The organism is Streptomyces sp. DSM 116793 (assembly GCF_057320905.1).
In genome coordinates this window covers 6,248,955-6,274,051 of the sequence record NZ_CM170494.1, presented here as the reverse complement: position 1 = coordinate 6,274,051, position 25,097 = coordinate 6,248,955, and the positions used below count along the sequence as shown (strand labels likewise).

Annotated in this window: 17 protein-coding genes; 8 read left to right on the top strand and 9 right to left on the bottom strand. The window is 73.9% G+C overall.

Going from position 1 to position 25,097, the window contains the following annotated elements:
* The first annotated feature begins 310 nt into the window (after positions 1 to 310).
* Positions 311 to 2,164 carry an AMP-binding protein gene (locus ACSMXW_RS24640; RefSeq protein WP_485799419.1) on the top strand — a complete coding sequence of 618 codons (1,854 nt, stop codon included), beginning with the start codon at positions 311 to 313 and terminating at the stop codon, positions 2,162 to 2,164.
* A 217-nt stretch (positions 2,165 to 2,381) separates the two neighbouring features.
* Here ACSMXW_RS24640 and ACSMXW_RS24635 read toward each other — a convergent pair whose 3' ends face one another.
* The 4 genes from ACSMXW_RS24635 to ACSMXW_RS24620 form a co-directional block, all read right to left on the bottom strand.
* Positions 2,382 to 4,343, bottom strand: a complete 1,962-nt coding sequence (locus ACSMXW_RS24635; RefSeq protein ID WP_485799417.1) for a GNAT family N-acetyltransferase — start codon at positions 4,341 to 4,343, stop codon at positions 2,382 to 2,384.
* Between the two features lie 140 nt (positions 4,344 to 4,483).
* The gene (locus ACSMXW_RS24630; RefSeq protein WP_485799416.1) at positions 4,484 to 5,449 is read right to left on the bottom strand and encodes an extracellular catalytic domain type 1 short-chain-length polyhydroxyalkanoate depolymerase; all 966 of its coding nucleotides are present in this window, start codon (positions 5,447 to 5,449) and stop codon (positions 4,484 to 4,486) included.
* 464 nt (positions 5,450 to 5,913) lie between these two features.
* Positions 5,914 to 6,978, bottom strand: coding sequence for a LacI family DNA-binding transcriptional regulator (locus tag ACSMXW_RS24625; RefSeq protein WP_485808277.1), 1,065 nt, complete (start codon positions 6,976 to 6,978; stop codon positions 5,914 to 5,916).
* Between the two features lie 515 nt (positions 6,979 to 7,493).
* On the bottom strand, positions 7,494 to 9,410 hold the full coding sequence (locus ACSMXW_RS24620; RefSeq protein ID WP_485799414.1) for an alpha-L-fucosidase: 1,917 nt from the start codon (positions 9,408 to 9,410) through the stop codon (positions 7,494 to 7,496).
* Positions 9,411 to 9,550: 140 nt separating this feature from the next.
* On the opposite strand from ACSMXW_RS24620, the gene ACSMXW_RS24615 reads away from it, so the two are divergent.
* The 3 genes from ACSMXW_RS24615 to ACSMXW_RS24605 all read left to right on the top strand — a co-directional run bounded on the left by ACSMXW_RS24615 (position 9,551) and on the right by ACSMXW_RS24605 (position 13,461).
* On the top strand, positions 9,551 to 10,579 hold the full coding sequence (locus ACSMXW_RS24615) for a MurR/RpiR family transcriptional regulator (protein ID WP_485799413.1): 1,029 nt from the start codon (positions 9,551 to 9,553) through the stop codon (positions 10,577 to 10,579).
* On the top strand, positions 10,580 to 11,341 hold the full coding sequence (locus ACSMXW_RS24610) for a sugar isomerase domain-containing protein (protein WP_485799411.1): 762 nt from the start codon (positions 10,580 to 10,582) through the stop codon (positions 11,339 to 11,341).
* A 119-nt stretch (positions 11,342 to 11,460) separates the two neighbouring features.
* Positions 11,461 to 13,461: a family 20 glycosylhydrolase gene (locus tag ACSMXW_RS24605; RefSeq protein WP_485799409.1), complete on the top strand. Its 2,001-nt coding sequence runs from the start codon at positions 11,461 to 11,463 to the stop codon at positions 13,459 to 13,461.
* 499 nt (positions 13,462 to 13,960) lie between these two features.
* On the opposite strand, the gene ACSMXW_RS24600 is transcribed toward ACSMXW_RS24605, so the two are convergent.
* Positions 13,961 to 14,968 (bottom strand): N-acetylglucosamine kinase, encoded by a 1,008-nt coding sequence (locus tag ACSMXW_RS24600; protein ID WP_485799407.1) that lies wholly within the window; start codon positions 14,966 to 14,968, stop codon positions 13,961 to 13,963.
* Between the two features lie 582 nt (positions 14,969 to 15,550).
* Here ACSMXW_RS24600 and ACSMXW_RS24595 point away from each other — a divergent pair.
* On the top strand, positions 15,551 to 16,726 hold the full coding sequence (locus ACSMXW_RS24595; RefSeq protein WP_485799406.1) for a Rieske 2Fe-2S domain-containing protein: 1,176 nt from the start codon (positions 15,551 to 15,553) through the stop codon (positions 16,724 to 16,726).
* Between the two features lie 145 nt (positions 16,727 to 16,871).
* Here ACSMXW_RS24595 and phtC read toward each other — a convergent pair whose 3' ends face one another.
* The gene (gene phtC / locus ACSMXW_RS24590; RefSeq protein WP_485799405.1) at positions 16,872 to 17,630 is read right to left on the bottom strand and encodes a 3,4-dihydroxyphthalate decarboxylase; all 759 of its coding nucleotides are present in this window, start codon (positions 17,628 to 17,630) and stop codon (positions 16,872 to 16,874) included.
* A 264-nt stretch (positions 17,631 to 17,894) separates the two neighbouring features.
* Positions 17,895 to 18,407: a hypothetical protein gene (locus tag ACSMXW_RS24585; RefSeq protein ID WP_485799403.1), complete on the bottom strand. Its 513-nt coding sequence runs from the start codon at positions 18,405 to 18,407 to the stop codon at positions 17,895 to 17,897.
* A 1,982-nt stretch (positions 18,408 to 20,389) separates the two neighbouring features.
* On the opposite strand from ACSMXW_RS24585, the gene ACSMXW_RS24580 reads away from it, so the two are divergent.
* The 3 genes from ACSMXW_RS24580 (at position 20,390) to ACSMXW_RS24570 (ending at position 22,530) form a co-directional block, all read left to right on the top strand.
* Entirely contained in the window at positions 20,390 to 20,983 is a 594-nt protein-coding gene (locus tag ACSMXW_RS24580; RefSeq protein WP_485799401.1) for an XRE family transcriptional regulator, read from the top strand.
* 83 nt (positions 20,984 to 21,066) lie between these two features.
* A complete protein-coding gene (locus tag ACSMXW_RS24575; RefSeq protein ID WP_485799399.1) occupies positions 21,067 to 21,540 on the top strand; it encodes an aromatic-ring-hydroxylating dioxygenase subunit beta in 474 nt (157 codons plus the stop codon).
* Positions 21,541 to 21,723: 183 nt separating this feature from the next.
* Positions 21,724 to 22,530, top strand: a complete 807-nt coding sequence (locus ACSMXW_RS24570; protein ID WP_485799397.1) for an IclR family transcriptional regulator — start codon at positions 21,724 to 21,726, stop codon at positions 22,528 to 22,530.
* Between the two features lie 249 nt (positions 22,531 to 22,779).
* Here ACSMXW_RS24570 and ACSMXW_RS24565 read toward each other — a convergent pair whose 3' ends face one another.
* A complete protein-coding gene (locus ACSMXW_RS24565) occupies positions 22,780 to 23,613 on the bottom strand; it encodes an IclR family transcriptional regulator domain-containing protein (RefSeq protein WP_485799395.1) in 834 nt (277 codons plus the stop codon).
* Between the two features lie 58 nt (positions 23,614 to 23,671).
* Positions 23,672 to 24,658 carry a citrate/2-methylcitrate synthase gene (locus tag ACSMXW_RS24560; protein ID WP_485799393.1) on the bottom strand — a complete coding sequence of 329 codons (987 nt, stop codon included), beginning with the start codon at positions 24,656 to 24,658 and terminating at the stop codon, positions 23,672 to 23,674.
* Between the last annotated feature and the right edge of the window lie 439 nt (positions 24,659 to 25,097).

Sequence of the window (25,097 nt, the reverse complement as noted above, 5' to 3'; positions counted from 1 at the left end):
ACTGACACACCGCGCACACAGGGACTGACCTGCCTTCGGCTGTCCCGCCTGCGCATTGCCCGGTGCGGCCGGCGGCCCGGCCGCGACGGCGGCTGCCCCTTTCGGGGCGGTGACGACCCGAGCCGCATATCGACACGGCCCCGCGCCCCTGCGAGGCCGGGTCTGCGGGCACAGCCCCGCGCCCCGGGGCGCCCCGGGGCGCCCCGGGGCGGGCCGGGGCCGGCCGGCATCCACGGCGTCCCGACAAGGGGCGCGAGGACGTCGTGGGCGCTCTCTACCGTCAGGGCGCAGCATCTGAGAGTATCTGCACATGAACGGGGGGTTACTGCACGAAATCGTGGCCGACCATGCACGGCGGGCGCCGGAGGCGGCCGCCGTCGTCAGTGGGGCAGGCACACTGACGTACGCCCAGCTGACCGCGGCGGCCGGCCGGCTCACGGCCCGGCTCACCGCCCGCCTCGGCGCACCACCCGGCACCGGCCCCGTCGCGATCTGCACGGACCGGCTGCCGGAGGCCGTGGTGGCGATGCTGGCGGTCCTCGCCGCCGGCCGTGCCTACACCGTCGTGCCGCCGACGCTGCCCGCCCAGGAGCAGCGCCGCCTGCTGGGCGCCGCCGACGCCGCGGCCGTCCTCGCCTACCGCCGGGACCTGCCGCGCCTCGACGACGGCAAGCACCGCACGGCGATCCCGCTCGACGCGGACGCGTCCGACGGCCCGCACCCCGAGCCCGCGGACGCGGCGCGCACCGGGGGCACGGCCACCGTCCTGTTCACCGCCGGCACCTCCGGCGAGCGCCGCGCCGTGCACCTGGACCACCACCGCTGGACGGCCGCCCGGGACGCCTGGTCCGGCCTGTACGCCCTCTCCCCCGACGACCATGTGCTGGTGACGGCGCCGCCGGACAGCACGGCGTTCACGGCGGGCTGGGTGCGTGCGCTGTGCGCGGGCGCCACCCTGGAGCCGGCGCCGCGTCCGGCGGACCCCGCGGTCGTCACGGTGGCGGACGCCAACCCGGCGTCGGCGGCCCGGCTGCTGGCGGGCCCCGGCCTGCCCGCCCTGCGCCTGCTGGCCGTCTCCGGCGAGCCGCTGCGGCTGGCCGAGCACCTGCGCCTCCAGGGGCTCGCGGCCCCGGGCGCCCGGGTGGTGAGCCTGTACGGCACCGCCGAGACCGCCGGGTGCGGAACGTGGTTCGAGCCCGAGCAGTTGCCCGGCCCGCAGGAGCACCCGGAGCGAGCGGTGTTCCTCGGGACGCCGCTGCCCGGCTGCACGGTGACGCTGCGCAAGGGCCGGATATGGCTGGCGCCGCCCGGCGGCGGGGACCCGGTCTCCACCGGTGACCTGGCCCGGCGCCACGAGAAGGGGCTGCTGGAGTTCCGCGGCCGTACCGCCCACCTGGTGAAGGTCGCCGGCCGCGTCGTCGACCCCTACCCGGTGGAGGCCGCGCTGGCGGCGGACCCCTGGGTGGGCGCCGCCGTCGTCACCGCGGACGGGGGTCGCACCGGCAAGAAGCTCATCGCGTTCGTGGTGCCCGCCGAGGACGCCCCGCGGTCGGACGCCGGCTCGGTACGCGCCGCACTGACCGGCCTCGTCCCCGCCGCGCACATACCCGGCACGGTGGTGACGCTGAAGGAGCTGCCGAGGAACGCCGGCGGGAAGGTGGACCGCGACGCCCTGCCGCTGCCCGCCCTCAGGGGCGCCACGGCGAACTCCGGCAAGGGCGGCGACCTCTCACCCGAGGAGTTCGCCGCCTTCGCCCGCGGCTGTCTCGTGCCGGGGCTGGCGGCCGTCGCCTCCTGGCCGCTGACCGACGTCTTCTGGCCCGGCTCGACCGACCTCACGGGCGTTCCGGGGCCGTGGAGCGGGCTGTTCTTCCTGCTGTACGTCGCGGAGAGCCTGGCGTTCGGGGCGGGGGTGGCGTTCCTGCTGACCGGCCGCCGCCGGATGGTCGCACGGGGCGGGCGCGGCGCCCTCACCACGGCGGCCCACCTCTCCCTCGGCTACCTGCTGGTGGCGTGGTGGCCGCAGGACAACTTCTACCGGCTGGCGACGAAGACCGACTGGCCGCGGCAGGCCGCCCTCGTCTACGTCTTCAACGTGGCACTGATGGTCGCCGCGGGGGTCGTGTGCCTGTGGGCGGTGCGGCGGCGAGCGGTGCACCACTGAGGTCCTGTCCCGGACCGGTCGGCGGGCACGTCCGGGTGCCGGGGCCCCGAGGTGCGTTGCGTGGCGGGCCCCGGGGTGCGTTGCGGGCCGGCCGTGGGGTGCGCAGGCGGGCCCCGGGGGGTGCGCTGCGGGTCGGCCGTGGGGGCGCAGGCGGCGCTGCGGGTCGGCCGTGGGGTGCGCAGGCGGGCCCTGGGGGTGCGCTGCGGGGCCGCCGCCGTCAGCCGCCGCCCGCCACCGTCCCGAAGATCCGGCCCGTGTCGGCGGCCGCGCTGCGCACCGCCGTCTCCGCGGCATCGAGGGCGGCGAGCGTACGGGCCGCGAGCAGCACACCGAGGAACGGGGCCGGTTCGAACGCGGCCGTGGGGATCGACGGCACGAGCACCGCCCCCGCCGCCGCGCACCGCTCGGTCAGCTCCCGCAGGAACGCCATCAGCTGGGCGTCCGGCAGCCGCGCGCCCAGCGGAACGGAGTCGAGCGAGCGCACCACGTGCTCGCCGCCGCGCAGTTCGTCCAGCCGGGCCTTCACCATGAACGCCGCCGCGGGCCCCGTCAGCCGCAGGTTGATCTCGGTCGGCGCGAGCCGGCCGGACCCGGCGGCCACGAAGTCGACGTCGAACCAGCCCCGGTAGCCGCACTCCGCCAGCTCCCGGCCCACGGCACGTCCGAAGTCCAGGGCCACGGCCACCGCGTGCGCGGGGACGGCGCCCGGACCGACGGTCGCGCCCCGGTACGCCGTGCCGGCCACGTCCATGGCGGCCACGCCGACGTCGTACACGATCCCGGAGGAGGCCACGATGCCGTCGTAGGTGAGGTCCGCACGGTCGCCCGGCGTCCCGTACCCGTTCGTCCCGTCGCCCGGCGTCCCGTCACCACGTGTCCCGTCGCCCGGCGTTCCGCAACCCCGTGTCCCCTCGGCGTGCGTCCCCTCGGCCGTGACGTACTCCTCCACCAGCAGCGGCCCGGCCGGCAGCGCCCGCAGCGCGCCGGGCAGGTCGCGCATCCGGGTGACCGCACGGGTGCCCGAACCGCCCACACCGTGCTCGGTCTTGAGCACCGCGCCGCCGGCCCCGAGCAGCGTCAGCGCCCGCAGCGCGGCCGGGCCCCGGCCCGCCACCGCCCACTGCGCGGGCACCACGATGCCGGGGTGCCGGGGGGCGAGCCGGGCGAAGAGGCGGTGTGCGGCGCGCTTGGACTCGTGGCGCAGCGCACCGGGCCGGAACGGCTGCCCGCTCAGCGCCGCCGAGGCCGCGGTCTGCCCCCACGGAACGACGGGCCCCAGGCCGCGCAGCCGTTCGGCGAGCGCCGGGCGGGCCAGCACCCCGGCGCTCAGACCGTCCGGCGCGCCCCCGCCCCCGGCGCCGAGCCCGTCACCGAGCCCGTCACCAACCCCGCCCCCACCCCAGTCAGCGATCCCACCACCGGGTCCGCGCCCGGTTCTCTCACCGGTCCCGCCGTCCGTCCCGCCCCCGAGCACGTCGTCGAGCCCGTCGTCGAGCCCGTCGTGGACCTCCACCTCCGACCAGCCCAGCCGGTGCCGCAGCAGGGTGATCCAGCCGTCGGGCACCGTGCGCGGCAGGACGAGCGCGGCGGGGTGCGGTCCCGCGAAGGCGGTGAGGCACGCGTAGTGGCCGCCCGCGCGGCGGCCCGCGGCGCCGACCGGGCCGAACTGCGCCTGGAACTCGGTGACGTTGCCGAGGTGCACCGCCCGCCGGCCGCCCGTCCACGCCTGCGCCCAGGGGGCCCGCTCACCGAGGTGCGCATGGAGTCTGGGCAGCGGGCCGTCCGCGGCCAAGCGGGCCCCGTACGCCTGGTAGAAGCCGACGGCGTGCGGGTCGGAGTCGATGGCGAGCCGCCGGAAGCCCAGGCCTCGGGCGGTCTCCAGCAGGTGGCCGTAGAGCAGCCCGCCGATGCCGCTGCGGATCAGGTCGGGCTCGACGAAGAGCATCCCTATGGCGCCGTGTGGGGGCTCGCCCTCCAGGGTGCCGAAGGCGGCGGGGCGGCCGGTCGCCGCGTCCTCGGCGACCACCGTCCGGCGCGCCGCCACCTCGTCGGGCCGCAGCGTGAGGTCGGGGCCGCAGGCGGCGAGGAAGGCCGGCTCGTAGCCCCAGTGCGCTTTGGAGCGCAGCGCGAGCGCGCTCAGTGCCGCCGCCTCGTCCGGGCGGGCCCGCCGTATCCGCACGCTCGCACTCTAAACGCCGGGACGGGCGCGGGCGGGCCGTACGGGCCTACCCACGCCGTCAGGGGTGAACCGGCGTCCGGCCGGGGCGCCCGCCCCGGCCGCGCGCCGGTCATGGTGTGCTCAGGAGGCCGGAACCACCGTCAGGACGTGATGCCGAAGAAGGCCAGGGCCCGGGCCGCCATGCCACTGGTGGGCAGGGAGTGCCCGACGTTGGCGATGCTGATGCCCTCGACCGGCGCCTGGGTGGTGTTGCTGCCGTACCGGGTGCGGGTCCAGCCGGACTGCGGCTGGTCGGTGGAGACCGGGGTCTGGCTGACGCCCAGCACATTGGTCCACTGCTTGATCTCTTCACCGAAGTTGGGGTAACGCAGCGTGGTGTCGGCCGTGCCGTGCCAGAGCTGCACGCGGGGCCGGGCGCCGCTGTAGCCGGGGTAGGCGCCCCGTACCAGGTCGCCCCACTGCTGGGGGGTCTTGATGATCTGCCCGTTGGCGCAGGCGGTGTTCCAGCCGGAGCCGTCGGTGGTGGCGAAACAGCCGAAGGGCACGCCCATGAAGGCCGTGCCCGCCTTGAACAGATCAGGGTAGTCACCGAGGAGGACGTCGGTCATCATCGCGCCGGACGAGGCGCCGACGACGAAGACCCGGCTCGCGTCCGCCCTGTGCTGCTGGATGGTGTACCTGACCATGGACGCGATGCTGGTCGGGTCGCTGCCGCCGTCGTGCCGGAGGGCCCCCGGCGAGGAGACGTCGAAGCACTGGCCGCTGACGTTGGCGTCGGGGTAGACCACGATGAAGCCGTACTGGTTGGCCAGGTTCGCGAACTCGGTGCCGGAGAAGAAGGCCTGGGCGCTGCCGGTGCAGTAGTGCACGGCCACCAGGACCGCCGGGTTGGGCCGCACCGAGTCCGGCACGTACTCGTACATCCTCAGGTTGCCGGGGTTGTTCCCGAAGTTCGTCACCTGCGTCAGCGTCGCGGCGGGCGTGCGCACCTCGGTGGCCGCGGCCGGCTTCGCGGACTCGGCGGAGGCGGAGGTCACGGCGCCTGCCGTGAACAGGACCGACGCGGCCAGCGCGGCCAGCACGGTGGTGCGGAGTCTGGTGAGCATCGTGGGCCCTTTCTGGGCTGCGGGTGTCGTGGGTGCCGGTGTGCACGTGCTCATGTGCTCGTCGTGCGCTCGGGTGCGGGTGCGGGTGCGGGTGCCGGTGCCTCGCGTGCGTGCGGCGGTGTGCCGTCCGTCCGCTCACACGGGTGGGTGACGGTCGTCGTGCCGTCGGCCGGGTCCGTCGGCCGGCCCGCGGGCGTTGGTGCGCACGTCGGGCATCTCACACCCGAGATTTCGAAATTCGTTCCGAAACTATCGCACCATGACCGTGGACAGTCAAGAAGTGGGGATCCGGACACCGCTCGGAACGACCCGCAACCAGAGCATGTACTGGGAAAGAAGAGCAGTTCAGAGAGGACTCACACCCCGGCCGACGACACCCGACACCGGTACCCCGCATCCGCACGCGGGGCCGAAAATTTCGAAACTCTTTCCCTCAGCGCCCGTGGCCGGCGCCGTGGCGGGGCCTACCGGGACGGGTGGCCGGTGCCCCGGTCGCGATGCCGGCGGCGGGCCGGGCGGAGGGTGTCCGGTGGCGGGCAGGTGCTGCTGCGCACCACCAGGCTGGTCGCCAGGTCGACGCGGTGCAGCCCGGCGGCGCTGCCGCGCCTGAGGTCGAGGACGAGCCGTACGGCCGCCTCCGCCATCTCCACCAGCGGCTGGCGGACCGTGGTCAGCGGCGGCCCCATCCAGCGGGAGACCGTGAGGTCGTCGAAGCCGACCAGGCTGACGTCCTCCGGGATCCTGAGGCCCAGCTCCCAGGCGGCCTCGTACAGGCCGAGGGCCTGGAGGTCGTTTCCGGTGAAGACGGCGGTGGGGCGGTCGGCCATGGTGAGCAGGCCGAGGCCGGCGGCGTGGCCGGTCTCCTGGACGAACCTGCCGGGCCTGACCAGGTCCTCGTCGACGGGGACGCCGGCCTCCTCCATCGCGGCCCGGTAGCCGTCGACCCTGGCGCGGCTGCACATCACCCGGGGGCCGCTGATCACCGCGATGCGCCGGTGCCCGAGCCCGAGGAGGTGCCGGGTGGCGGCCAGGCCGCCCTGCCAGTTGGTGGTGCCGATGGACGGCACGTCGTCGCCGGGGTCGCCGGCCGGGTCCATCAGGACGAACGGGATGCCGCGCGCGGAGAGTTGGGCGCGCTGCCCGTCGTCGAGGGCCGAGGTGACCAGGATGACGCCGACCGGGTTGCGCGCCAGCACCCCGTCCAGCCAGGACTGCCCGACCCGCGGTCCCGCGGAGGCCTCGGAGAGGACGAGGCTCATCCCCTCCTGGCGTGCGACGTTCTCGGCACCGCGGACGATCTCCGTCGCCCACAGGCTGCCCAGTTCGTAGAGGACCAGGTCCAGCAGCGGCGACGAGGGCTCGACGCTCCTCCTGCGCTGGTAGCCGCGGCCCCTGAGGAGCTTCTCGACCCGGCCGCGGGTGGCGGGTGAGACATCCGTGCGGCCGTTGAGGACCTTGGAGACGGTGGAGGCCGACACGCCGGCCTCCTGGGCTATGTCGGCGAGCGTGGCGGCCCGCCCCGCCTTCACCGGCGCGGACGGGGCCCGCGACGGCTTCCTGTGCGGGGCTCGTGGGTCGTTCACCGCGTCATGCTATCCCGGCCCCCTCGGCGGTCCCGGACCGTTTTCCCTGCCCAGGGGGGCGCTGTTGTGGCTTCGCCCCGGAAGGGGCGGCACGACGCGGGCGCGGGGCTGGGGGCGCCTCCCCCGCCTTCGAGGCAGGAGGAGCGCCCGGGCACGTAGGAACCGTCAGATCCCCGCCGCCCCCGAGGGCCCAATCCCTGTCGCAGCCGGGCCACCAGCCGTGGTGGGTTGCTCGCGCAGTTCCCCGCGCCCCTTCAGGACGGGGCTGCGCCCCGTCCCATCTCCGGGGCGCGGGGACGGGGGCACCTCCCCCGCCTTCAAGGCGGGGGAGGAGGAGCGCCCGGCCACGGAGGAACCGTCAGATCGCCGCCGCCCCCGAGGTGGCAGCCCCTGTCGCGGTCGGGCCACCGCCCGGCCGCGGGGCTCCGCGCCTCCGGGGAAGCCGGGAAACCGGGGTGCCCCTAGCGGGAAGCGGTCCTGTACAGGCCGACCGACGCCAGGTGCGGCGTGGCGCGGGACGCGTCGATGTGGACGCGGAGCCGAGTCGTGGTCACCGGCGCGTCGAGGACCAGCAGACGCTGGTACCCGATGGTGGTGCCGGTGCCGACGGGAACCCACCGCCCGTCCCGCCAGGCGTCGACGCCGAAGTGTTCGACGTGCTGCGAACGCGTGATGTCCTCACCGAGCCCCACCTGGTCGAAGGTGGCCGGCTCCGGCAGGGACAGCGTCAGTGTGCCGGTCGTCGCACCGCCCGGCGGCGACCACCCCGTGCGCAGGTCGTCGTCGGTGAGTGACCGCTGCCCGGTCAGCAGGTTCGTGCCGTAGGTGTCGCGGATCGCCGTGCCGAACGACGTCAGCGAGGAGACGTCGGCGTCGGCGATCCGGCCGTCCGTGCCCGGCGGTGTGTTCAGCAGCATGACGGCGTTGCGGCCCACGGACTGCCGGTATTTGGTGACGAGTTGCTCCGGCGACTGCGGCGACTCGTCGGCGTGGTAGAACCAGCCGGGCCTGATCGAGGAGTCCGCCTCGGCGGGGTCCCACTGGAGGTAGTGCACGCCGGGCCCGGTGAGCACGCTCCGCGAGCCGATGTCCTCGGCCTGGGCGCCGCCCGGTATCAGGCCCTCGTTGTGCGCGGTGGACGGGTCGGCGGTGGTGGGGACGACACTCCACTCGGTGTCGCGGGCCACCCCCGCCTCGTTCCCGACCCACCGGGTGCCCTGCGGTCCGGCGAAGACCACGGTGTCCGGCGAGAGGCTCCTGATCAGCTTGAACCAGGCGGTGAAGTCGTACGGCTCGCTGACGCCGGAGCCGGCCCACGGGTTGGCGCCGTCGAGCCACAGCTCGTCGATGGGGCCGTACTGGGTGAACAGCTCGTAGAGCTGGTTCATGTAGTACGTGTTGTAGTCGTCCTCGGTGACGTGGAACTGCGGCAGGGCGCCGCTCGCCACCCGCGCGGCCCGGTCGTCGCCGGGGACGAGGCTGGGGATGGTGCGGGGCACGGGCGTGCTGCCGTTGCCGTACCGGCCGTTGCCGGCGGGCGGCGCGGGGGCGTCCTCAAGGGTGGCCACCTCCGCGGTGGAGCGCTGGGACGCCGGCTTGGCCTTGATCGCCGGGATGTAGGTGTCCTTGTGCCAGGCGTGCGGCAACTCGGCGCCGTCCGTGGGCGAGAGGTAGATCCCGACGCGCAGGCCCGCGGCGCGCGCGGCCCGTACGTAGGACCCGAGGATGTCGCCCCCCGGGTTGCGGCAGCCGGCGTCGCGGACCTGCCAGATCGCCGACGGGTCGGCGTCCCGCCGCTGCTCGGCCGCCGTCCTGGCCCTGGTCACCGCGTCGGCGTCGGCGCACCCGGAGGTGCGGACCCACCAGGGGCTCGCCACCACCGAGTGGTTGGTGTACCGGGTGGGGTAGAGCACGAAGCCGTCGTGGTGCTTGGCGGTGAAGATGACCTCTTTGGCGCCGCTCGCCTTGTAGGCGCGCATCCACTGGGTCACATCGGCGGCGGGCGGGTCGAACCGCGACTCGTCCTCCATGCCCGAGCCCCACTCGCGGTCCGTGAAGGTGTTCATCCCGAAGTGGGTGAAGGCGACCACCTTCCGCTGCTGCCAGGCCACCTGGGCGGGCCTGGGCACGATGTTCGCCGCCTTCTCCACGATCCGGTCCGGACTGTCGCAGGGCTCGACGGGCAGCACGGGCGCCGGCCGCACGGGGCCCCGGCACTCCGCCTGTGCGGCGGACGCGGCTGCGGGGGACGCGGCGGACGCGGGCGCCCCGGCCGCGGCCGGCAGGAGTCCCGCCACCGCGAGTGCGGCGGCCAGGAACACGGCCGGTGCCCTGCGGCCGCTCCCACGGCCTCCCCTGGCGAGCTGAAACGGTGTCATCGGGTGCGATCGCTCCCTTCCCACTGCGGGACCAGGCCCGGCGTCCGGTCGCCCCGACCGCGTTCTCACCGCCTTGACAGGCCTCCCGGCGGCCTGAGAATAGTTACCGCATCGGCCGATAGGAAGAGGTAATTATTTTCATGGCCAAGGGAGGGCTGATCCCCCGGCTGCGCGCCCTGCGGCCGGAGTTGAGCGGGGCGTCGGCCCGGGTGGCCGACCGGCTGCTCGCCGATCCCGCGGGGGCCGCGGCGATGACCATCCAGGAACTGGCCGCCGCCGCGGGCACCTCTCCGGCGACCGTCACCCGGGTGTGCCGCAGGGCTGGCCTGGACGGCTACGCCGAGCTGCGCATCGCGCTGGCCACCGAGTCCGGCCGGGCGGCCGGCGGCGCGTGGCAGGCGGACCTCGGCGAGGACATCGACGTGTCCGATCCGCCCGAGCGGGTGCTCGCCGTGCTCGCCGCGCGGGACGCCGCCGCCATCCACGACACCGTCGGCGGCCTGGACACCACGGCGCTCCGGGCCGCCTGCGACGCGCTCGCCGTGGCTCGCCGGGTGGACCTGTACGGCGTCGGGGGCAGCGCGATCGTCGCCACCGAGCTCCAGTTGCGGCTGCACCGCATCGGCTGTGCCGTCTGGGCGTGGGCCGAGGTGCACTCGGCGCTCACCAGCGCCAGCCAGCTCGGCCCGGCGGACGTGGCGGTCGGCATCTCGCACACCGGTGAGACCGCCGAGACCTGCCGGCCGCTCGCCGTGGCCGCCGACCGGGGCGCCGCCACCATCGCGCTGACCAACGCGCCCGGCTCCACGCTCGCCAGGACGGCCGGGACGGTGCTCACCACGTCGGTGCGCTCCCTCAGCCTCCGGCCGGACTTCCTCGCCGCGCGGCACTCCCAGCTGATCGTGCTCGACGCGCTCTACATGGGCGTGGCGCAGCGCACCTACGGCCGCACCGCCCTGGCCCTGGAGGCCACCGCCGCGACGATCGCGGAGCACCGCAGGGCCCACCCGGCCCGGCGGGCCGTCCGCCGCGGCGGGCCGGCGGACCGGGCCGGCGCCCCCGACCCGGCGGCCGGCCGGCGGACCGCCGACCGCGGGGCCGACGACCGTCCGACCACCGACCGTCCGACCACCGACCGTCCGACCACCGACCGAGAGGGACCCGCTTAGATGACTTCCGACACCATTTCCGGCGCCGCCTACTGGCAGACCGTCCAGCAGGCGCTGCCGGGCACGGTCGAGCGGGCGCAGGAGAGCGTCGCCAAGGCCGCGGACCTGATCGCGGCGGCACTGCGGGACAAGGGTGTGATCCAGGTCTTCGGCACCGGGCACTCCCAGGCGCTCGCCATGGAGGTCGCCGGGCGGGCGGGCGGCCTGGTGCCCACCAACCAGCTCTCCATCCGGGACCGGGTGCTCTTCGGCGGCGAGGACGCCGAGAGCGCGCTCGACCCGTTCGCCGAGCGGGACCCGTCGGTCGCCGCGAAGGTGCTCGACCTGGCCGAGATCCACCCCGCCGACATCTTCATCATCGCCAGTCAGTCCGGCGGCAACGGCGCCATCGTGGAGATGGCCCGGCTGGTCAAGGAGCGCGGCCACCGGGTGATCGCCGTGACGTCGGTCGCCCACTCGTCGCGGATCACCGCCCGCCACCCCAGCGGACAGCGGCTGTTCGAGGTGGCGGACGTCGTGCTCGACAACGGCGCGCCGTTCGGCGACGCGGCCCTCCACCTCCCGGACGGTACGGGGGTGTGCGCGCTCAGCACCATCAGCGGCGCCGTGCTCATCCAGATGACCGTCGCCGAGACGGTGGCCCGGCTGCTCGCCGCCGGGGTCACCCCGCCGCTCTACCAGTCGGCGAACGTGCCCGGCTCGGACGAGCGCAACGCCCGGCTGGAGGCGGAGTACGCCGGACGCATCCGGCGCACCGCGTGAAGCCGTCCGCCCGGCACACCGCCTGACCCGCGCCGGCGGCCCGGCCGGCCGGGCCGGCGGCGCGACCCCCCACTGGAACTCCGAGGACCCCGAGGCCCGCACAGTGTGAGGAGCACGTCGTGACACGTCATTTCCGGCCGCGGCCGGCGTTCGGATGGGCAGCGCCGCTGCTGGCCGCCCTGGCCCTGCTCGTCCCGGCGGGCCTGCCCGCGTCCGCCGCAGCGCGCGAGGCCCCGGCGGCGCCGGCGGGCGCGGCGGGCGGCACCGCCGCGGCGGGCGCCCCCGCGGTACTGCCCGCGCTCTCCCGGTGGACACCGGGCGAGGGCAGTCTGCGGCTCGGCCACGGGTCCGCGGTGGTCGCCGGGGACCCGGGACTGCGCGGCGACGCCGACGCGCTCGCCGGCGACCTGGCAGCCGCCACCGGCCTGCGGCTGCCTGTCGCCACCGGGGCACGGCAGCACCCGGGCGACGTGGTGCTCCGCCTCGACAGATCCCGGGGCGACCTCGGCGCGGAGGGCTACGCGCTGGACGTCTCCGGCACGGTCCGGGTGACCGCGGCGACGGAGACCGGGGTGTACTACGGCACCCGCACCGTGCTGCAGATGCTGGGCGCGGGACGGAGCCTGCCGCGGGGCAGCGCCGTCGACGTGCCGCGGTACGCCGAGCGGGGCGTGGACGTGTGCGCGTGCTACATCCACGTCTCGATGGACTGGTTCGAGCGGCTGATGCGCGACATGTCGTACCTGAAGCTCAACCAGCTCCAGATCGAGGCCAAGGTGGCCAGCGACGCGGACCCGAAGACCAAGTTCTGGGGCTACTACACCAAGGACGAGGTGCGCCGTCTTACAGCCATGGCCCGCAGGTACCACATCACGCTGGTGCCGGAGATCAACTCCCCTGGCCACATGGACCCGTACCTGGAGAACCACCCCGAGCTCCAGCTCACCGACGCCTCCGGCGCCAAGTCCCCGACCCGCCTGGACATCACCAAGCCGGAGGCGTTCGCCTTCTACACCAAGCTGGTGGACGAGGCGCTGACGGTGTGGGACACGCCGTACTGGCACATGGGCGCCGACGAGTACATGCTCGGCTCCGACTTCAAGAACTACCCGCAGATCGCGGCGTACGCCAAGGCGGAGTACGGCGACAAGGCCACCCCGCAGGACGCGTTCGTGGACTTCGTCAACCGCGTGGACGCGCACGTCCGCGCCGGCGGCCGCACCCTGCGGATCTGGAACGACGGCCTGAACGGCCAGAACACCGTGCCGGTGAACAAGGACGTGGTGATCGAGCACTGGCTCACCGAGACCGGTGCGCGGCCCTCCGCCCTGCTCGCCGCCGGCAACCCCGTGATGAACTCCGCGTACTCGCTCTACCTGGTGCGCGGCGGCTTCCACATGGACACCGAGAAGCTCTACGAGAGCGACTGGACGCCGCTGAGTTTCGAGGGTGAGACGCTGTCCGGGCCGCAGCCCGGCGTCACCGGCGCGCAGATCTCACTGTGGCCGGACTCGGCGGCGGCCGAGACGGAGAACGAGGTCGAGACGGACGCGTTCATGCCGCTCCGGTTCGTCGCCCAGGCCACCTGGGGCAGCCCGAAGCCGGCCGCGGACTACGCCGGCTTCACGGCGCTCGCACAGCGGATCGGCCACGCGCCCGGCTGGCGGAACGTCGATCGGCGGCCGCTCGCGGACGGCACGTACGCGTTCGTGGCGCGGGGTTCGGACCAGCGCCTCACCACACCGTCGGCGGACACCGGGGCACCCGCGCGGTTCACCGCCGACACCGCGACGACCTGGGCGCTGACCGCCACCGCGGACGGCTACTACCAGGTCCGGGCGGTGCGCGACGGCACACCCACGCAGGAGTGCCTGGACGTGGTGGACGGCACCCACTACCTCGGAGCGCCGTTGGAGGTGGGCGCGGCCGTCACCCTCCAGCCCTGCGAGGACACCACCCGCACCCAGCGCTGGCAGGTGGTGGCACACGGCGGGACGGTGCGGCTGGTCAACGCCATCTCGCAGTTGGCGGTGGCCGCGGGCCCGTCCGGCGCGGCCGTCCAGACGGCCCCCGACGTGCAGGCCCCGGCCGAGCTGCGGGCGGTGCGCGGGCACGGCTGACCACGCCTGCGGCCACCACCCGGGCCTGCCCGCAGCGGCGGAGACCGCCTCCTGCGGGCAGGCGTGGGTGGGCCGCCGGCTCGGCGGTGGCCCGGCAGCCGCCCGGCGGCCATGGCGAGCCCCGGCCTGTCCTCGTCCGCGCTGCCGGGCCGCGCGCTCAGGATCACGATCTTGAGCTCGGAATCGCCGGGGCGGCCCCGTGGCTGCCGCTCGCCCAGCCGGGCGAAGGTCCGGCTGCCCGCCGTGAGCACACCCGGACCAGCTCGGCCAGGCGAGCGTCATGGGGAAAGCGGCCGGTCGCGCGCCGCGCAGCGGACACGATGGCGAGGGGCGAGCTGTCCGTGTCCCGTACGCGCACCGGCCACGCCGAGATGCGTACGGGGTGGGAGCCGACCGGGAACCTCCCCGGGCGAAATCGCGCAGCCGAGGTGGCGAAGGGCGGGGGCCCGGCGCGGGGCCCGGCGGGTTCCGGCGGGGCCCCGGCGCGGGGCCGTGGGTCTCAAAGGGCGGCCCCGCGCAGGGTCGGCAGGCGCCGGGCGAACGTCAGGGCGCCCGCCGTGCCGTCGGGCACCGGGAGGGGGCGCAGGCCGAGGGCGGCCAGCACGGGCGTCAGCCGGGGCAGCAGCGGCCCGTCGGGCCCGAGCAGCCCGCCGGTCGTCACCACCGTCTCGCCGGGCACCGGGCACAGGGCGCGGACCGACTCGGCCAGTGCCTCCACGGCGCCGGCCAGGATGCCCGCGGCCACCTCGTCCCCGGCCTCCGCGGCGGCCACCGTCGGGGGGCAGAGCCGGGCGAGGGCGGGCGAGCCGTCCGCGATCAGGGCCTCCAGGAGCCGGGCCCGCACCCGTTCCCGCTCGCGCCGCTCGGCGGGCGGTGCGGTGACCGGCTCCGCGCCCCACCGTGCGGTGAGGGCGGGCACCAGCGCCGTCCACGGGCCCCGCCCGTCCAGCGCGCGCAGCGCGGCCCGCCCGGCGTGCCGGCCGATCCAGTGACCGCTGCCGGCGTCGTCCAGCATCGCGCCGTGCCCGTCCACGGTGGCCACCACCTGTCCGGCGGCGAACCGGATGGCGTTGCTGCCCGTGCCCGACAGCACGAGCAGCCCCTCGCCGGGCGTGCCGGGTCCGGAGGCGAACGCCACCTCCACGTCGCTGCGCACCTCGACGGGGACGCCCGCGGGGGCGCCGTGCCGGGCCAGCGCGGTGCGCAGGGCCGTCAGCGCCCTGTTCCTGCCCGGGTCGTCCGCCAGCAGCCAGGAGGCCCCGGAGAACCCGGCGGCCACCCCGCGCAGCCGGGCCGCGGCCCCGGCGGGCAGCGCCTCGGCGAGGGCCGCGGTGAGGTGGTCGGCCAACTCGGGCCCGGCCACCGACAGGGCGTTGCCCGGGCCGCCGGTGCCGCGGCCGAGCACCTGCCGGCCGTCGGCGACGAGCGCGCGCGTGCGGGTGCCGCCCGCGTCGATCCCGACGAAGACCCCGTCTCCGTCCCCCGCCCCACCCGGTCCCCGACCCATCCGCACACCTTCCGTCCCGGGGCCCGCCCAACCGCCGTGGACCGCCCGCCACCTGCGCAAACCGATACGCTCACGCGATCACCCAGCACAGTCCACCCCACCCGGCGCGTCAAGCCGCAGCCGGTAACCATCGTGTGTCACCGGCGCCACGCTCCCCCGCCCCGCTGCCCACCACCGCGGCCGGGCGGCGCCGCCGGGCGGTCAGGGGCGCCAGTCGAAGGGGAAGCGCTCGCTCGCACCGCCCCCCCCGTGGCACCGAGGCGCACCGAGCCGCACCGAGCGGAAATCTGCCGACTCCGTCCGGTCGTATTACGCTGACGGATATCTCGTGTTCGCCACGCTTTGCAGCAGTGTCCTACGCGCAAGGAGAGGCCCATGACCGAGAGACAGCCCAAACGGGGCCGGAAAAGAGCGGCGGGGCCGGTGAACCGTACCGGCGAGGTGTCTCAGGCCCCTTCGAGAACGCCCGCGAACCGTTCAGGTGCGCCTGAGAACCGTTCCCGTTCCGGGTCCGCCCAGCGCCGTTCAGGAGCAGTTGCCGATCTGCGGCGCACGGGCATCGACCCGAATTACTGGTACCCCGTGGCCCTTTCCGGGAACGTGCCGGGGAACAAGGCGTTCGCCGCCACGTTCGCCGGCGAGCGGATCGCGCTGTACCGCGGCGCGGACGGCACCGTCCACGCGCTTGAGGACCGCTGCGCCCACCGCCAGGTGCCGCTGAGCATGGGGGTCGTGGAGGGCGACGTCCTGCGCTGCTGCTACCACGCCTGGGCCTATCGCGGAAACGGCCGCATATCGCAGATACCGTATCTGCCCAAGGGCGTCGGTGAGCCGCCGCGCGGCGTACGGTCCTATCCGGTCCGGGAACGCTACGGGCTCGTGTTCGTCTTTCCGGGTGACCCGGAGAAAGCGGCCGCGACCGAGCTGCCCGTCCTGCCCGAATTCCATTCGCCCCGGCACCGGACCATGACGTTCTCGCGCACCGTGCACTGCCATTACTCGTTCCTGCACGAGAACCTGCTCGACATGAACCACCAGTTCCTGCACCGGGGTGTCCTCGGCAGGATCCACCCCGAACTCCTGGGGTACGACACCGGCCCGCATTCCGTGGAGGCCCGGTACCTCTTCGTCCCGGGCGGCGGGAAGAAGGACCGCGGCGCCGGGCTGCTCTCCGGCGAGGGTGTGCGCGGCGGGGCGTCGCGGGACGCCATCACCGTCCGCACCCAGTACCCGTACCAGACGCTCCGGTCGGTCCCCGAGCACGCCGATCTCCCGGCGTTCTCCCTCTGGGCGGCCTATGTCCCCGAGGACGCCGAGCAGCGCAGGACGCACGCCTTCGGGCTGCTCATGATCGCGAAACCGCCGGTGCCGGGCGCGCTCCACCTCGCCTGGCCCTTCATCCGGAGGTTCACGGAGCGGGTGTTCGCCGAGGACCGGATGGCCGTCGAGGCCGAGCAGCGGGCCTGGGACGAGCAGGGCGAGGACTGGAACCAGGAGGTCTTCCCGCTGATCCTCGACGTCCGCGAGGTGCTGCGCACCAATGGTGTGCCGATCCGCCCGGAGTCCGCACTGTGCGGGGCCGCCGCGTTCTGCGGCGACGGCGGAGCCGGTGCGGGTACGGGTACGGGCTCGGGCTCGGGCTCGGGCTCGGGCCGGGGCGCCGGTGGCGCGGCGGCCGGGGCGAGCGCCAGGACGGGCGGGCGGTCGGGCGCCCGGTCCGGCCCGAAGCCCCCCGTCCGCCCGACCGGCGTGGGGTGAGGCGGAGCCGGGCCCGGGCCTGCCACCGCTCACCCCGCCGCCGCGCACCGCCGGCGCCCGGCACCTCCCGGCGGCCTGCCGCCGCCCGGCACCCCGCCCGGCGGACCCGCCGCCGGCCGGCGCCCCGGCACCACCCGGCGCCTCCTCACGCCAGTCCGAGCCCCGCGTGCTCCAGCCGGGCCACATGGCTGCGCCACACCGTCTCGTCGTTGAACGCGGAGCCGAGGTCCGGGAGTTCGGCGATGTCGGCCTCCGGCAGCGCGGGCGGTGTGCGGTGTGCGGAGGCGGCGAGGGTCATCCTGGCCAGCGTCTCCATGGTGAGGGCGCGCACCACGGCCTGCTGGACCGTCTCGCCGGTGGTGACGACGCCGTGCCCGCGCAGGATGCAGACCGGCCCCGCCCCGAGCGCGGTGGCGACCTCGCGGCCCAGCTCGGGGCGGGTGATGAGGACGCCGCGCGGATAGACGGGGATGCCGTCGAGCGCCATCCGCATGGCGGGGATGTTGTAGGCGCCGACGATCGGGCGGAGGGTGAGCCCGGCCAGGTCGGCGGCGACGACGCTCGGCGGGTGGATGTGCACCACGGCCCGGACGTCGGGCCGGGCCCGCAGCACCTCGCGGTGGATGGGGAGTTCGTTGGGCACCCGGTGGCCGCCGGGCACGGTGGTGTCGCCGTCCAGGCCGACCCGCCACACGTCTTCGGGCTCGGTGAACAGCAGGCCGCGCTCGCGCGGGCCCCGGCAGCGGATGTGCAGGGTGCCGTCGTCCTCACGCAGGCTGATGTGGCCGAGGATGTCCTCGGCGAGCCCGCGGTGGGCGAGGATCCGGCAGCCCAGGGCGATCAGCCGCCGGGCCTCCTCTGCGGAGGGCGTCGCTGGGGCGGGGGCGTCGTGCGGGGTGGTCATGCGGGATTCCCTGGGTTGTGCGTGCTGGGTCGTGCGTGCTGGGTTGTGCGTGCTGGGTTGTGCGGGTTCGTGGGGGGGCTCGGGTGGGTCAGTACGTCGCGGGGTGCAGGACGTAGCTTGCGCCGCCGCCGACGACGAAGACGTGCGCGCGAGATGTGCGCGCGGGGGCCGGTGCGGCGGTGGGGGCCTGGCCGGGGACCGGGACCGGATCGCCGCCGGGTCCGACGGCTCCCTGGGCTCGGGATCCCGTGGGCCCGGCCGGGGTCAGCGAACGGCGGGGATGGTGCCGGGTGCTGAGAGGGTGTCAGGTGTGGATGTGGACGGTGCCGGGGGCCGGGGGAGCAGGGCGCTGCTCTCCGGGTAGGGACGGTGCCGGTAGGGCGTGTCCATGACGTGCCGGAAGAACGCGGCCGTGACGTCGAGCGTGGGACTGCGCACCCCCGCCGACTCGGCGAGGTGCGCGGCCAGCGCCACGTCCTTGGCGATGGTGGTGGTGGCCGGTGCCAGGCTGCGCATGGCCGCGGTGTCGCTGCGGAAGTAGCTCGCGGCGGTGCTCAGGCCGGACTCGGCGCCGCTGCACTGCTGCACGGCGTCCGCCTCGGCCAGCGCCTCCGGCCATGCGTCATGGCACCGCACCGACCAGCCGTCCCGGAGCAGCCCGACGGCCGCGCGGTCCCCCATCGACCCGAGCCCGATGGTCCCCATCGGCCCGAGCCCGATCACCCCGGTCTCCGACGTCCGCGACGGCCCCCGCGCGGTACCGGCTTCGACGGTCACGACCGCGCCCCGGCACACCGCCACCCGGGCCCGGTGGCACGGCACGTTGCTGTTCGCACTGCGGAGTTCCCTTCTCCATGGCGCCGGCAGCCGCCCTTCCGCATTGAAGAAGTTACTTCTTCCATACGGAGGCTGCCACCGCCGTCACCACCCAGTCAAGAACCACCACACGGCAACCACTCGCGTCCCACCCACCCCGAAGAAGACACAAGGAACCCCCGGTGACCAAGGCCGCTGGATCACACGCCTATGGAAAGGGATCATCACGCCCGAGGAACAGCCCGAGTGGATGCAGTTCCCTGCCCTCATGCCTCACACCGTCTCTTCATGGGGCCTGCACGACGCCTTCCGGGGCCTGAACCACGGCAAGCCCTACGCGGTCCAGGTGGAGCCGTTCAACTTCCTCCTTCTGAGGACAGTCGGCGAACGGTGGACGGGACCCCATGACGTGCTCCTCATGGCCCCCTACACCCCCGGCCGGCCGATTGGGGCCGCATCCCCGGGACGGACCACAACCGGCCCACACAGACCTCCGTCGGGCCCCGCTGCGCACCGTCCGCGACGTGGCCGCCGACTACGCCACCCACCCGGAGTACAAGTTCGAGGACATGCACGGCCAGCCGTGCGGACCGCGCTGGATCCACGCACCCGCAGCACGAGTCATCGGGAAAGAGGCCAACTCCCTAGACTAGAGGGAGAGCAGCTATTCACGCTGGAAGGCGTTGCGAGTCCGCTACTCGGCAAAACCTGGGAGGAATGGCTTCCCCTGGTAGACCTGTTTCCAGACCGGATTGCCGATCAAGTGGTCATCTCCGCACGGCAAGTTGCCCGGTACAGGTCCGGCCAGGCCCCCGAACGGGGCCGTATGACGACGTTGGTTCAAGGGGCTGTGCAGCTTGCTCTCAGCGACCTACGGAGCCATCGGTTCGCCAGCATGGGCCCGGCCACATCCTCCACACCTGGTACCAGGTCCACCACGGAGACCCCTCCATGCCCTTCTGAGGCCCCGAGACAGCAGCGAGGCCCCGTTCCACCGGGTGGTGCGAACGGGGCCTCAATGGCCGCGTATTGCCCCACGCGGCCGGTTGACTTCCCCCGGATGGGTTGAGGGAAGGCCATAGTCAGCGGGGGCGCCGAGACTGGATTCCGGCGCACGACAGCATGCCTACTCACCTGGCAGCCCCCAACTCACGGACTCTATCGGCCAGAGAGAGGATTGTGTTGGCTAGGGAACCGTTGTAGTCCAGCACCGAAATTAGGCCGTCCCCAACGTTCCTGAAGACCAGGTTCTGAGCCTCTTCCAATTGCCGGGTCACGGTGCCACGTTCCGACGCTTCAGGAAGTAGCTTTCCCATTAGCTCAAGCCTGAGCATCAGATCATGCACACAGAGACGCAATCCTGCCGTAGTCCGCAACGCTTCCTCGTAAGGCGGAATGTGATGATCCCGCCTCACCGAAAGCGCGTAGTCGCAGACCGCTTGCAGATCATCCGGGCCCCGATGATCGGGGGATGCAGGGGGTGACCCCGCCGCCGGTATGTTCGGACACGTCGACGATCCTCCTTGATCTCGTCGGCCACGCCCCCGGACCGCTCCCTGGCAGTTGCGGTCGCGGGGGTCCTGCCGTTGCGGCAGGCGTGGCTGTTCGGTTGTGGTGCCCCGCCGCCCTCCCACCGCCCAGTGGGAGCTGCGCCGCCGCAGGAGGACGACGGGGGTGCCCAACTGTGCGCCCCTATCAGGGACGTTTGAGCCCCAGGGGAGGGACAGCCGGGACGCTTCGGCGGTATCGTGCTAGGACGCCCAAACGTCCCAGGAGGTCTCTTGAATACAGCGCTACGTCATGCTATGGCTGAACGAAAGATCACACCCCGAAAGTTGGCCTTGCGGGTCGGTGTTGCACAGAAGACAATCGAACGGTGGATCGCAAACGAAAATTTAATCCCGCATGCGGCTAACCGAGTCGAGGTCAGTACCGCTCTAGGAGTGAGTGAAACCGTGTTGTGGCCAAAGGCGGCTAGGAACGTACTTAAGACCGGTCACGACCGGGAAATTGTCGCTGTTTACCCGTACCGCTCTGCGTGCCCCTCACCTGTCTGGGCAGATCTAATCGCAAAGACGAAGGGCGATCTTTTCTTCGCAGGGTACACAAACTATTTTCTCTGGCTAGAGCAACCCGCATTTTTGAGCACGCTTGAAACCAAGGCGAAAAATGGGTGCCACGTGCGCTTCCTTGTCGGTGACCCTGAGCTGGACATAACGCGGCAACGAGAACAGGCCGAAGACGTCGCACTCACCGTGTCCACGCGAATTCGGATTACGCTCGAAAACACGAAAAAACTGAGTAATGTCGAAGGGATTGAAACACGCGTCAGCGACCCACTGGACGCCCAAACACACATGTCGCTTTCAGTGTTTCGCTTTGATAATGAGGCATTGGTAACCCCGCACTTGGCACGAATGGCAGGTCACGATTCGCCGATGTTGCACCTGAAGAGGCTGGAGGAAGGCGGCGTATTTGACCGGTTCATTGAGCACGCCGACGAACTTTGGGCCCGGTCAAGGGAAGTTGAGCAGTAAGGTAAAGTATTACGTGCAATGGCGGAGCCGCCCGGCCAACCAGCCGGACGGCTCCTTTTTTCACTCAGAGTCACGGTCGCAGATTGCGCACGAGCCATTACGGGTCTCGACAGACGGAGGGGTCTATCACTATTCGCCCCACGGGCGCGGGGAACTGCGCAAGACACCCACCAACCCGCTACGAGGACATCGCCGACCGGGAGAACACCCGGGACGGCGAGGTGCGGTGGTTCGACGAGGGCAAGCAGACCGTGGCACTGCGCGTGGCCCAGCTCGCCACCGGGCAGCACTGGGCCGAGGAGCCCGTGTCCCGGGTCTCCCATCTGGTCGCCACCGTACGGCTGGAGTCCGTTGCGGCCCCCGAGGTGGAGGTGAGCTGCCGCCTCCTCGTGTACCGGGCCGCGTCGCCGACGAGACGGACTTCCTGGTCGGGCGGCGCCGGGACCTGCCGCGCAGGGCGGGTGACGCGTGGCCGTGGCGGGTGGCGGGTCGTACGGCGCAGCCTGCTGCTGGACCAGTGGGTGCTGCTGGCGAAGAACCTGTCGGTCCTCGTCTGAGGGCCCCCGAGCGGTTGCCCGCGCCGCTTCTGGCGCGTCCCCTGGCGCCCAGGGCGCCCATGGAGCGGCGCGGGGAACTGCCCGCGCGACGGGCGTGAGACCCGCGGATCGCCACCGGCCGCAAGGGGCACCGCCCTGCCGCACGCGGCCGCCGACCTCAAGCGCCCGCGCTATGATCGCCGGATGGCTCAGGGCAGAGCGGTCGACAAGACGGGCCGCGCGGGGGGTGCGAAGCCGTCCTACCCGATCACCTCGGTAGGCAACGCGCTGCGGCTGCTGCTGATGTTCCGCGACCACAAGCGGCTCCGCCTCACCGACGTCGCCCACGCCCTGGACGTCGCCGACTCCACCGCGCACCGGCTCCTCGCCATGCTCATCCAGCACGACTTCGTGCGCCGCGAGGAGGACCTGCGCGTCTACGTCGCGGGCCCCGCGCTGCTGGAGATCGGCCTCGCCGCCGTCCGCAATCTGGACATCCGCAATCTGGCCCGGCCGATCCTCGCCGACCTCGCCCTGCGGGTGAACGAGACCGTGCACCTGGCCCAGTTGGAGGGCGGCCGCATCCGCTACCTGGCCGGCGCCGAGAGCAACCGCGCGCTGCGCGTCGCCGACCGCACCGGCCAGCTCATGCCCGCGCACCGCACCGCCACCGGCAAGGCGCTGCTCGCCGAGCTGACCCCGGCCCAGCTGGACGAGGTGTTCGCCTCCCACTCCCCCGGCGCCCTGCGGGCCGAGGAGCGCGCCGCGCTCGACGCGGAGCTGGCGCGGGTCCGCGACCAGGGGTACGCCACCAACCACCGCGACGCCGACGAGGACGAGATCGTCTCGGTGGCCACCGTCGTCCGTGACCGCCGCGACCTCGCCGTGGCCGCGTTGAACGCGTCCGCGCCGGCGACCCGGATGCCGCGTAAGCGCCAGCTCACCGTGGTCCGCCATCTGCACGCGGCGGCGTCCCAGCTGGAGACCCTGCTCAACAACGCGGTGGGCTAGGCCTGCCCGGCACCCCGGCACCCCGGCCCTGGAGGTCTCGTCTGCCCCGGCCCTGGCGGTCTCGTCCGCGGCCACCGGCCGGTGCTGGTTGTTCGCGCCCGCGCGGCGGAGCCGCACATCGACACAGCCCCGCGCCCCTTATCGGGCGCGGCCCCTCACGGTCTCGTCCCCGGCCACCGGCAGGTCGGGGCTGGGCGCGCAGGTCCCCGCGCCCCCTGCGAGGGGACCGGAGCCGCCGGGGCGGCGGAATCAGTCGGGTTCCGTGGCGTCCGGCCCGCCGGAACGGGGCGCGGCCGTTGCGACGGGCATGCTGCGCCACGCCGCCCAGTCCGCGCTGACCGCGCTCGCCGTGCGCAGCAACCGCGGCAGATGCAGCTCGACCAGCGTCTCCACGGAGGTCTCCGCGGCGTGCACGGTGACGTTCATCGCCGCGATGACCCGCCCGTCCCCGTCCCGCACCGGCACCGCGACGGACCGGACGCCCACGGCCAGGTCCTCGTCGGCGAGCGCCCAACCCCGGGCCCTGACCTCCCGCAGCACCGGCTCCAGTTCCTCCGCGCCGAACGTGCGCCGGGGCGTGACGCCGGACCTGCCGGGCTGGGCGAGCACCCCGGCGAGCCGGTCCGGCGGCAGCGCCGCGAGCAGCACCCTGCCCTGGGAGGTGGCGGCCGCGGGGAACCGGGTCCCGATCGTCACCGCCAACGCGATGATCTTCGGTACGGCGACCCGGGCGACGTAGACGATGTCGGAGCCGTCGAGCTGCGCCATGGACGACGACTCGCCGGTCTCGTGCACAAGGCGTTCCATGTGGGGGCGCGCGATCTCCCACAGTCCCTGCGACCCGATGTACGCCATACCGAGGTCGAGCACCCGGGGCGTGAGGGTGAAGCCGCGGCCGGTGGCGGCGACATAGCCCAGTTCCTGGAGGGTGAGCAGCATCCGGCGGGCCGTCGGACGGGCGAGGCCCGTGGCGGACGCGATGTCGCTCAGCGTCATCTCGGGCCGCTGCGGGCGGAAGCAGCGCAGCACGTCCAGGCCTCGCGCGAGGGCCTCGACGAAGTCGGGGCCGACGTCCCGGCGCACACCATCCCCGCCTCTCGCACCAGCACCGACCTGTCGTGCCCCCGAGGATACCGGCACGTCAGGCACGGCCGGGCGGGACGTGGACGGCGCCGCGGTCCACCGCCTCGTAGATGCGGCCGGCGACCGGCCGCTCCCGTTCCTCCGCGAGGTGACCGAGGAGGCCCGCGGTCCGCGCGAGCAGCGCGAAGCCGCGCAGGATCTCCGGGTGGAACCCGAGGTCGGCGAGGGCGGCGCCGCACACCCCCGCGCCGTTCAGCGGCAGCCTGCGGCCCAGGATCTCCTGGTGCACACGGCCGACGGCCTCGAAGAGCCTGAGGTGCGGGCCGCACCGGCCCTCCTCCTCGGCGATGCGGAGGATCACCGGGGTGCGGGGATCGCCCTGCTTGTGCACGGGGTGCCCGAGGCCCGGCACCAGCAGGCCGGCGGCCCGCTGCCGCCGGACTGCCGCGCGTGCGATGGCGTCCCAGCGTGCGGCCTCGGCCGCCTCGACGGTCTCGGCCGTCTCGGCCGTCTCGACGGTCTGGGCCGTCTCGGCCGTCTCGACGGTCTCGGCTGTCTCGGCCGTCTCGACGGTCTCGGCCGTCTCGGCCGTCTCGTCGGTCTCTCCCGTCTTGTCCGCCGTCTCGGCCGCCTTGTCCGTCTCGTTGGGTGTCGGCAGTGCGCCGTGCTCGCGCTCGGCCGCGCGCAGTGCGTCGGCGAGGAAGCGGCCGGTGTCCTCGGTGACGCCGAGGAAGCGGGAGCCGCCGCCCAGCAGCCCCGCGGCGAGGGCGCCCTGGAGTGCCTCGGGGGCGCTGAGGTAGGTGAGCCGGGCGGCGATGGCGGTGGGCGTGAACCCGTGGTCGGCGAGCGCGACGAGGACGGCCTCGAAGACCCGGGTCTCCCCCGGGTCCGGCCGCCGGCCGGCCACCAGCCAGTACGCCAGTTCCCCGAACGACACCCGGCCCAGCAGGTCGGCTGCCAGGTCGGCGCCCAGCAGCCGGATGGAGTCGGCGTCCGAGGTGCCGAGTGAGGTCGGGTACGCGCCGTCCTGCGAGTCATCCGTCACGATTCCCACTCCCAACCGCCTTACGGACATTCGTCCGCTACCCGGCCACGCTAAGGCGCCCCGGCCGCGCCGGCAAGAAGGGCCCCGCCAGGGGCACGGAGAACCGCGCGAGCGACCCACTACCGGCCGACGGCCAGAACACGACCGGAACAGCTCACCTTCGGACGGCGACGACCAGACGGGGCAGGCGCCTCCGGGCGGGTCTCGTCGTAGCCGGTCGCGCAGTTCCCCGCGCCCCTTCGAGGCGGGGCTGCGCCCCGACCCGCCCAGGGGCGCGGGGAACCGCGCGAGCGACCCACCACCCACCGGCGGCCAGGACACGACCGGAACGGCCCCCTTCCGACGGCGACGACCAGACGGCCCCGACGGCCCCGCCGTAGCCGATCGCGCCGCTCCCTGCGCCCCCAGGGACCGGGGCGCAGCCCCACAGGAAAGGGGT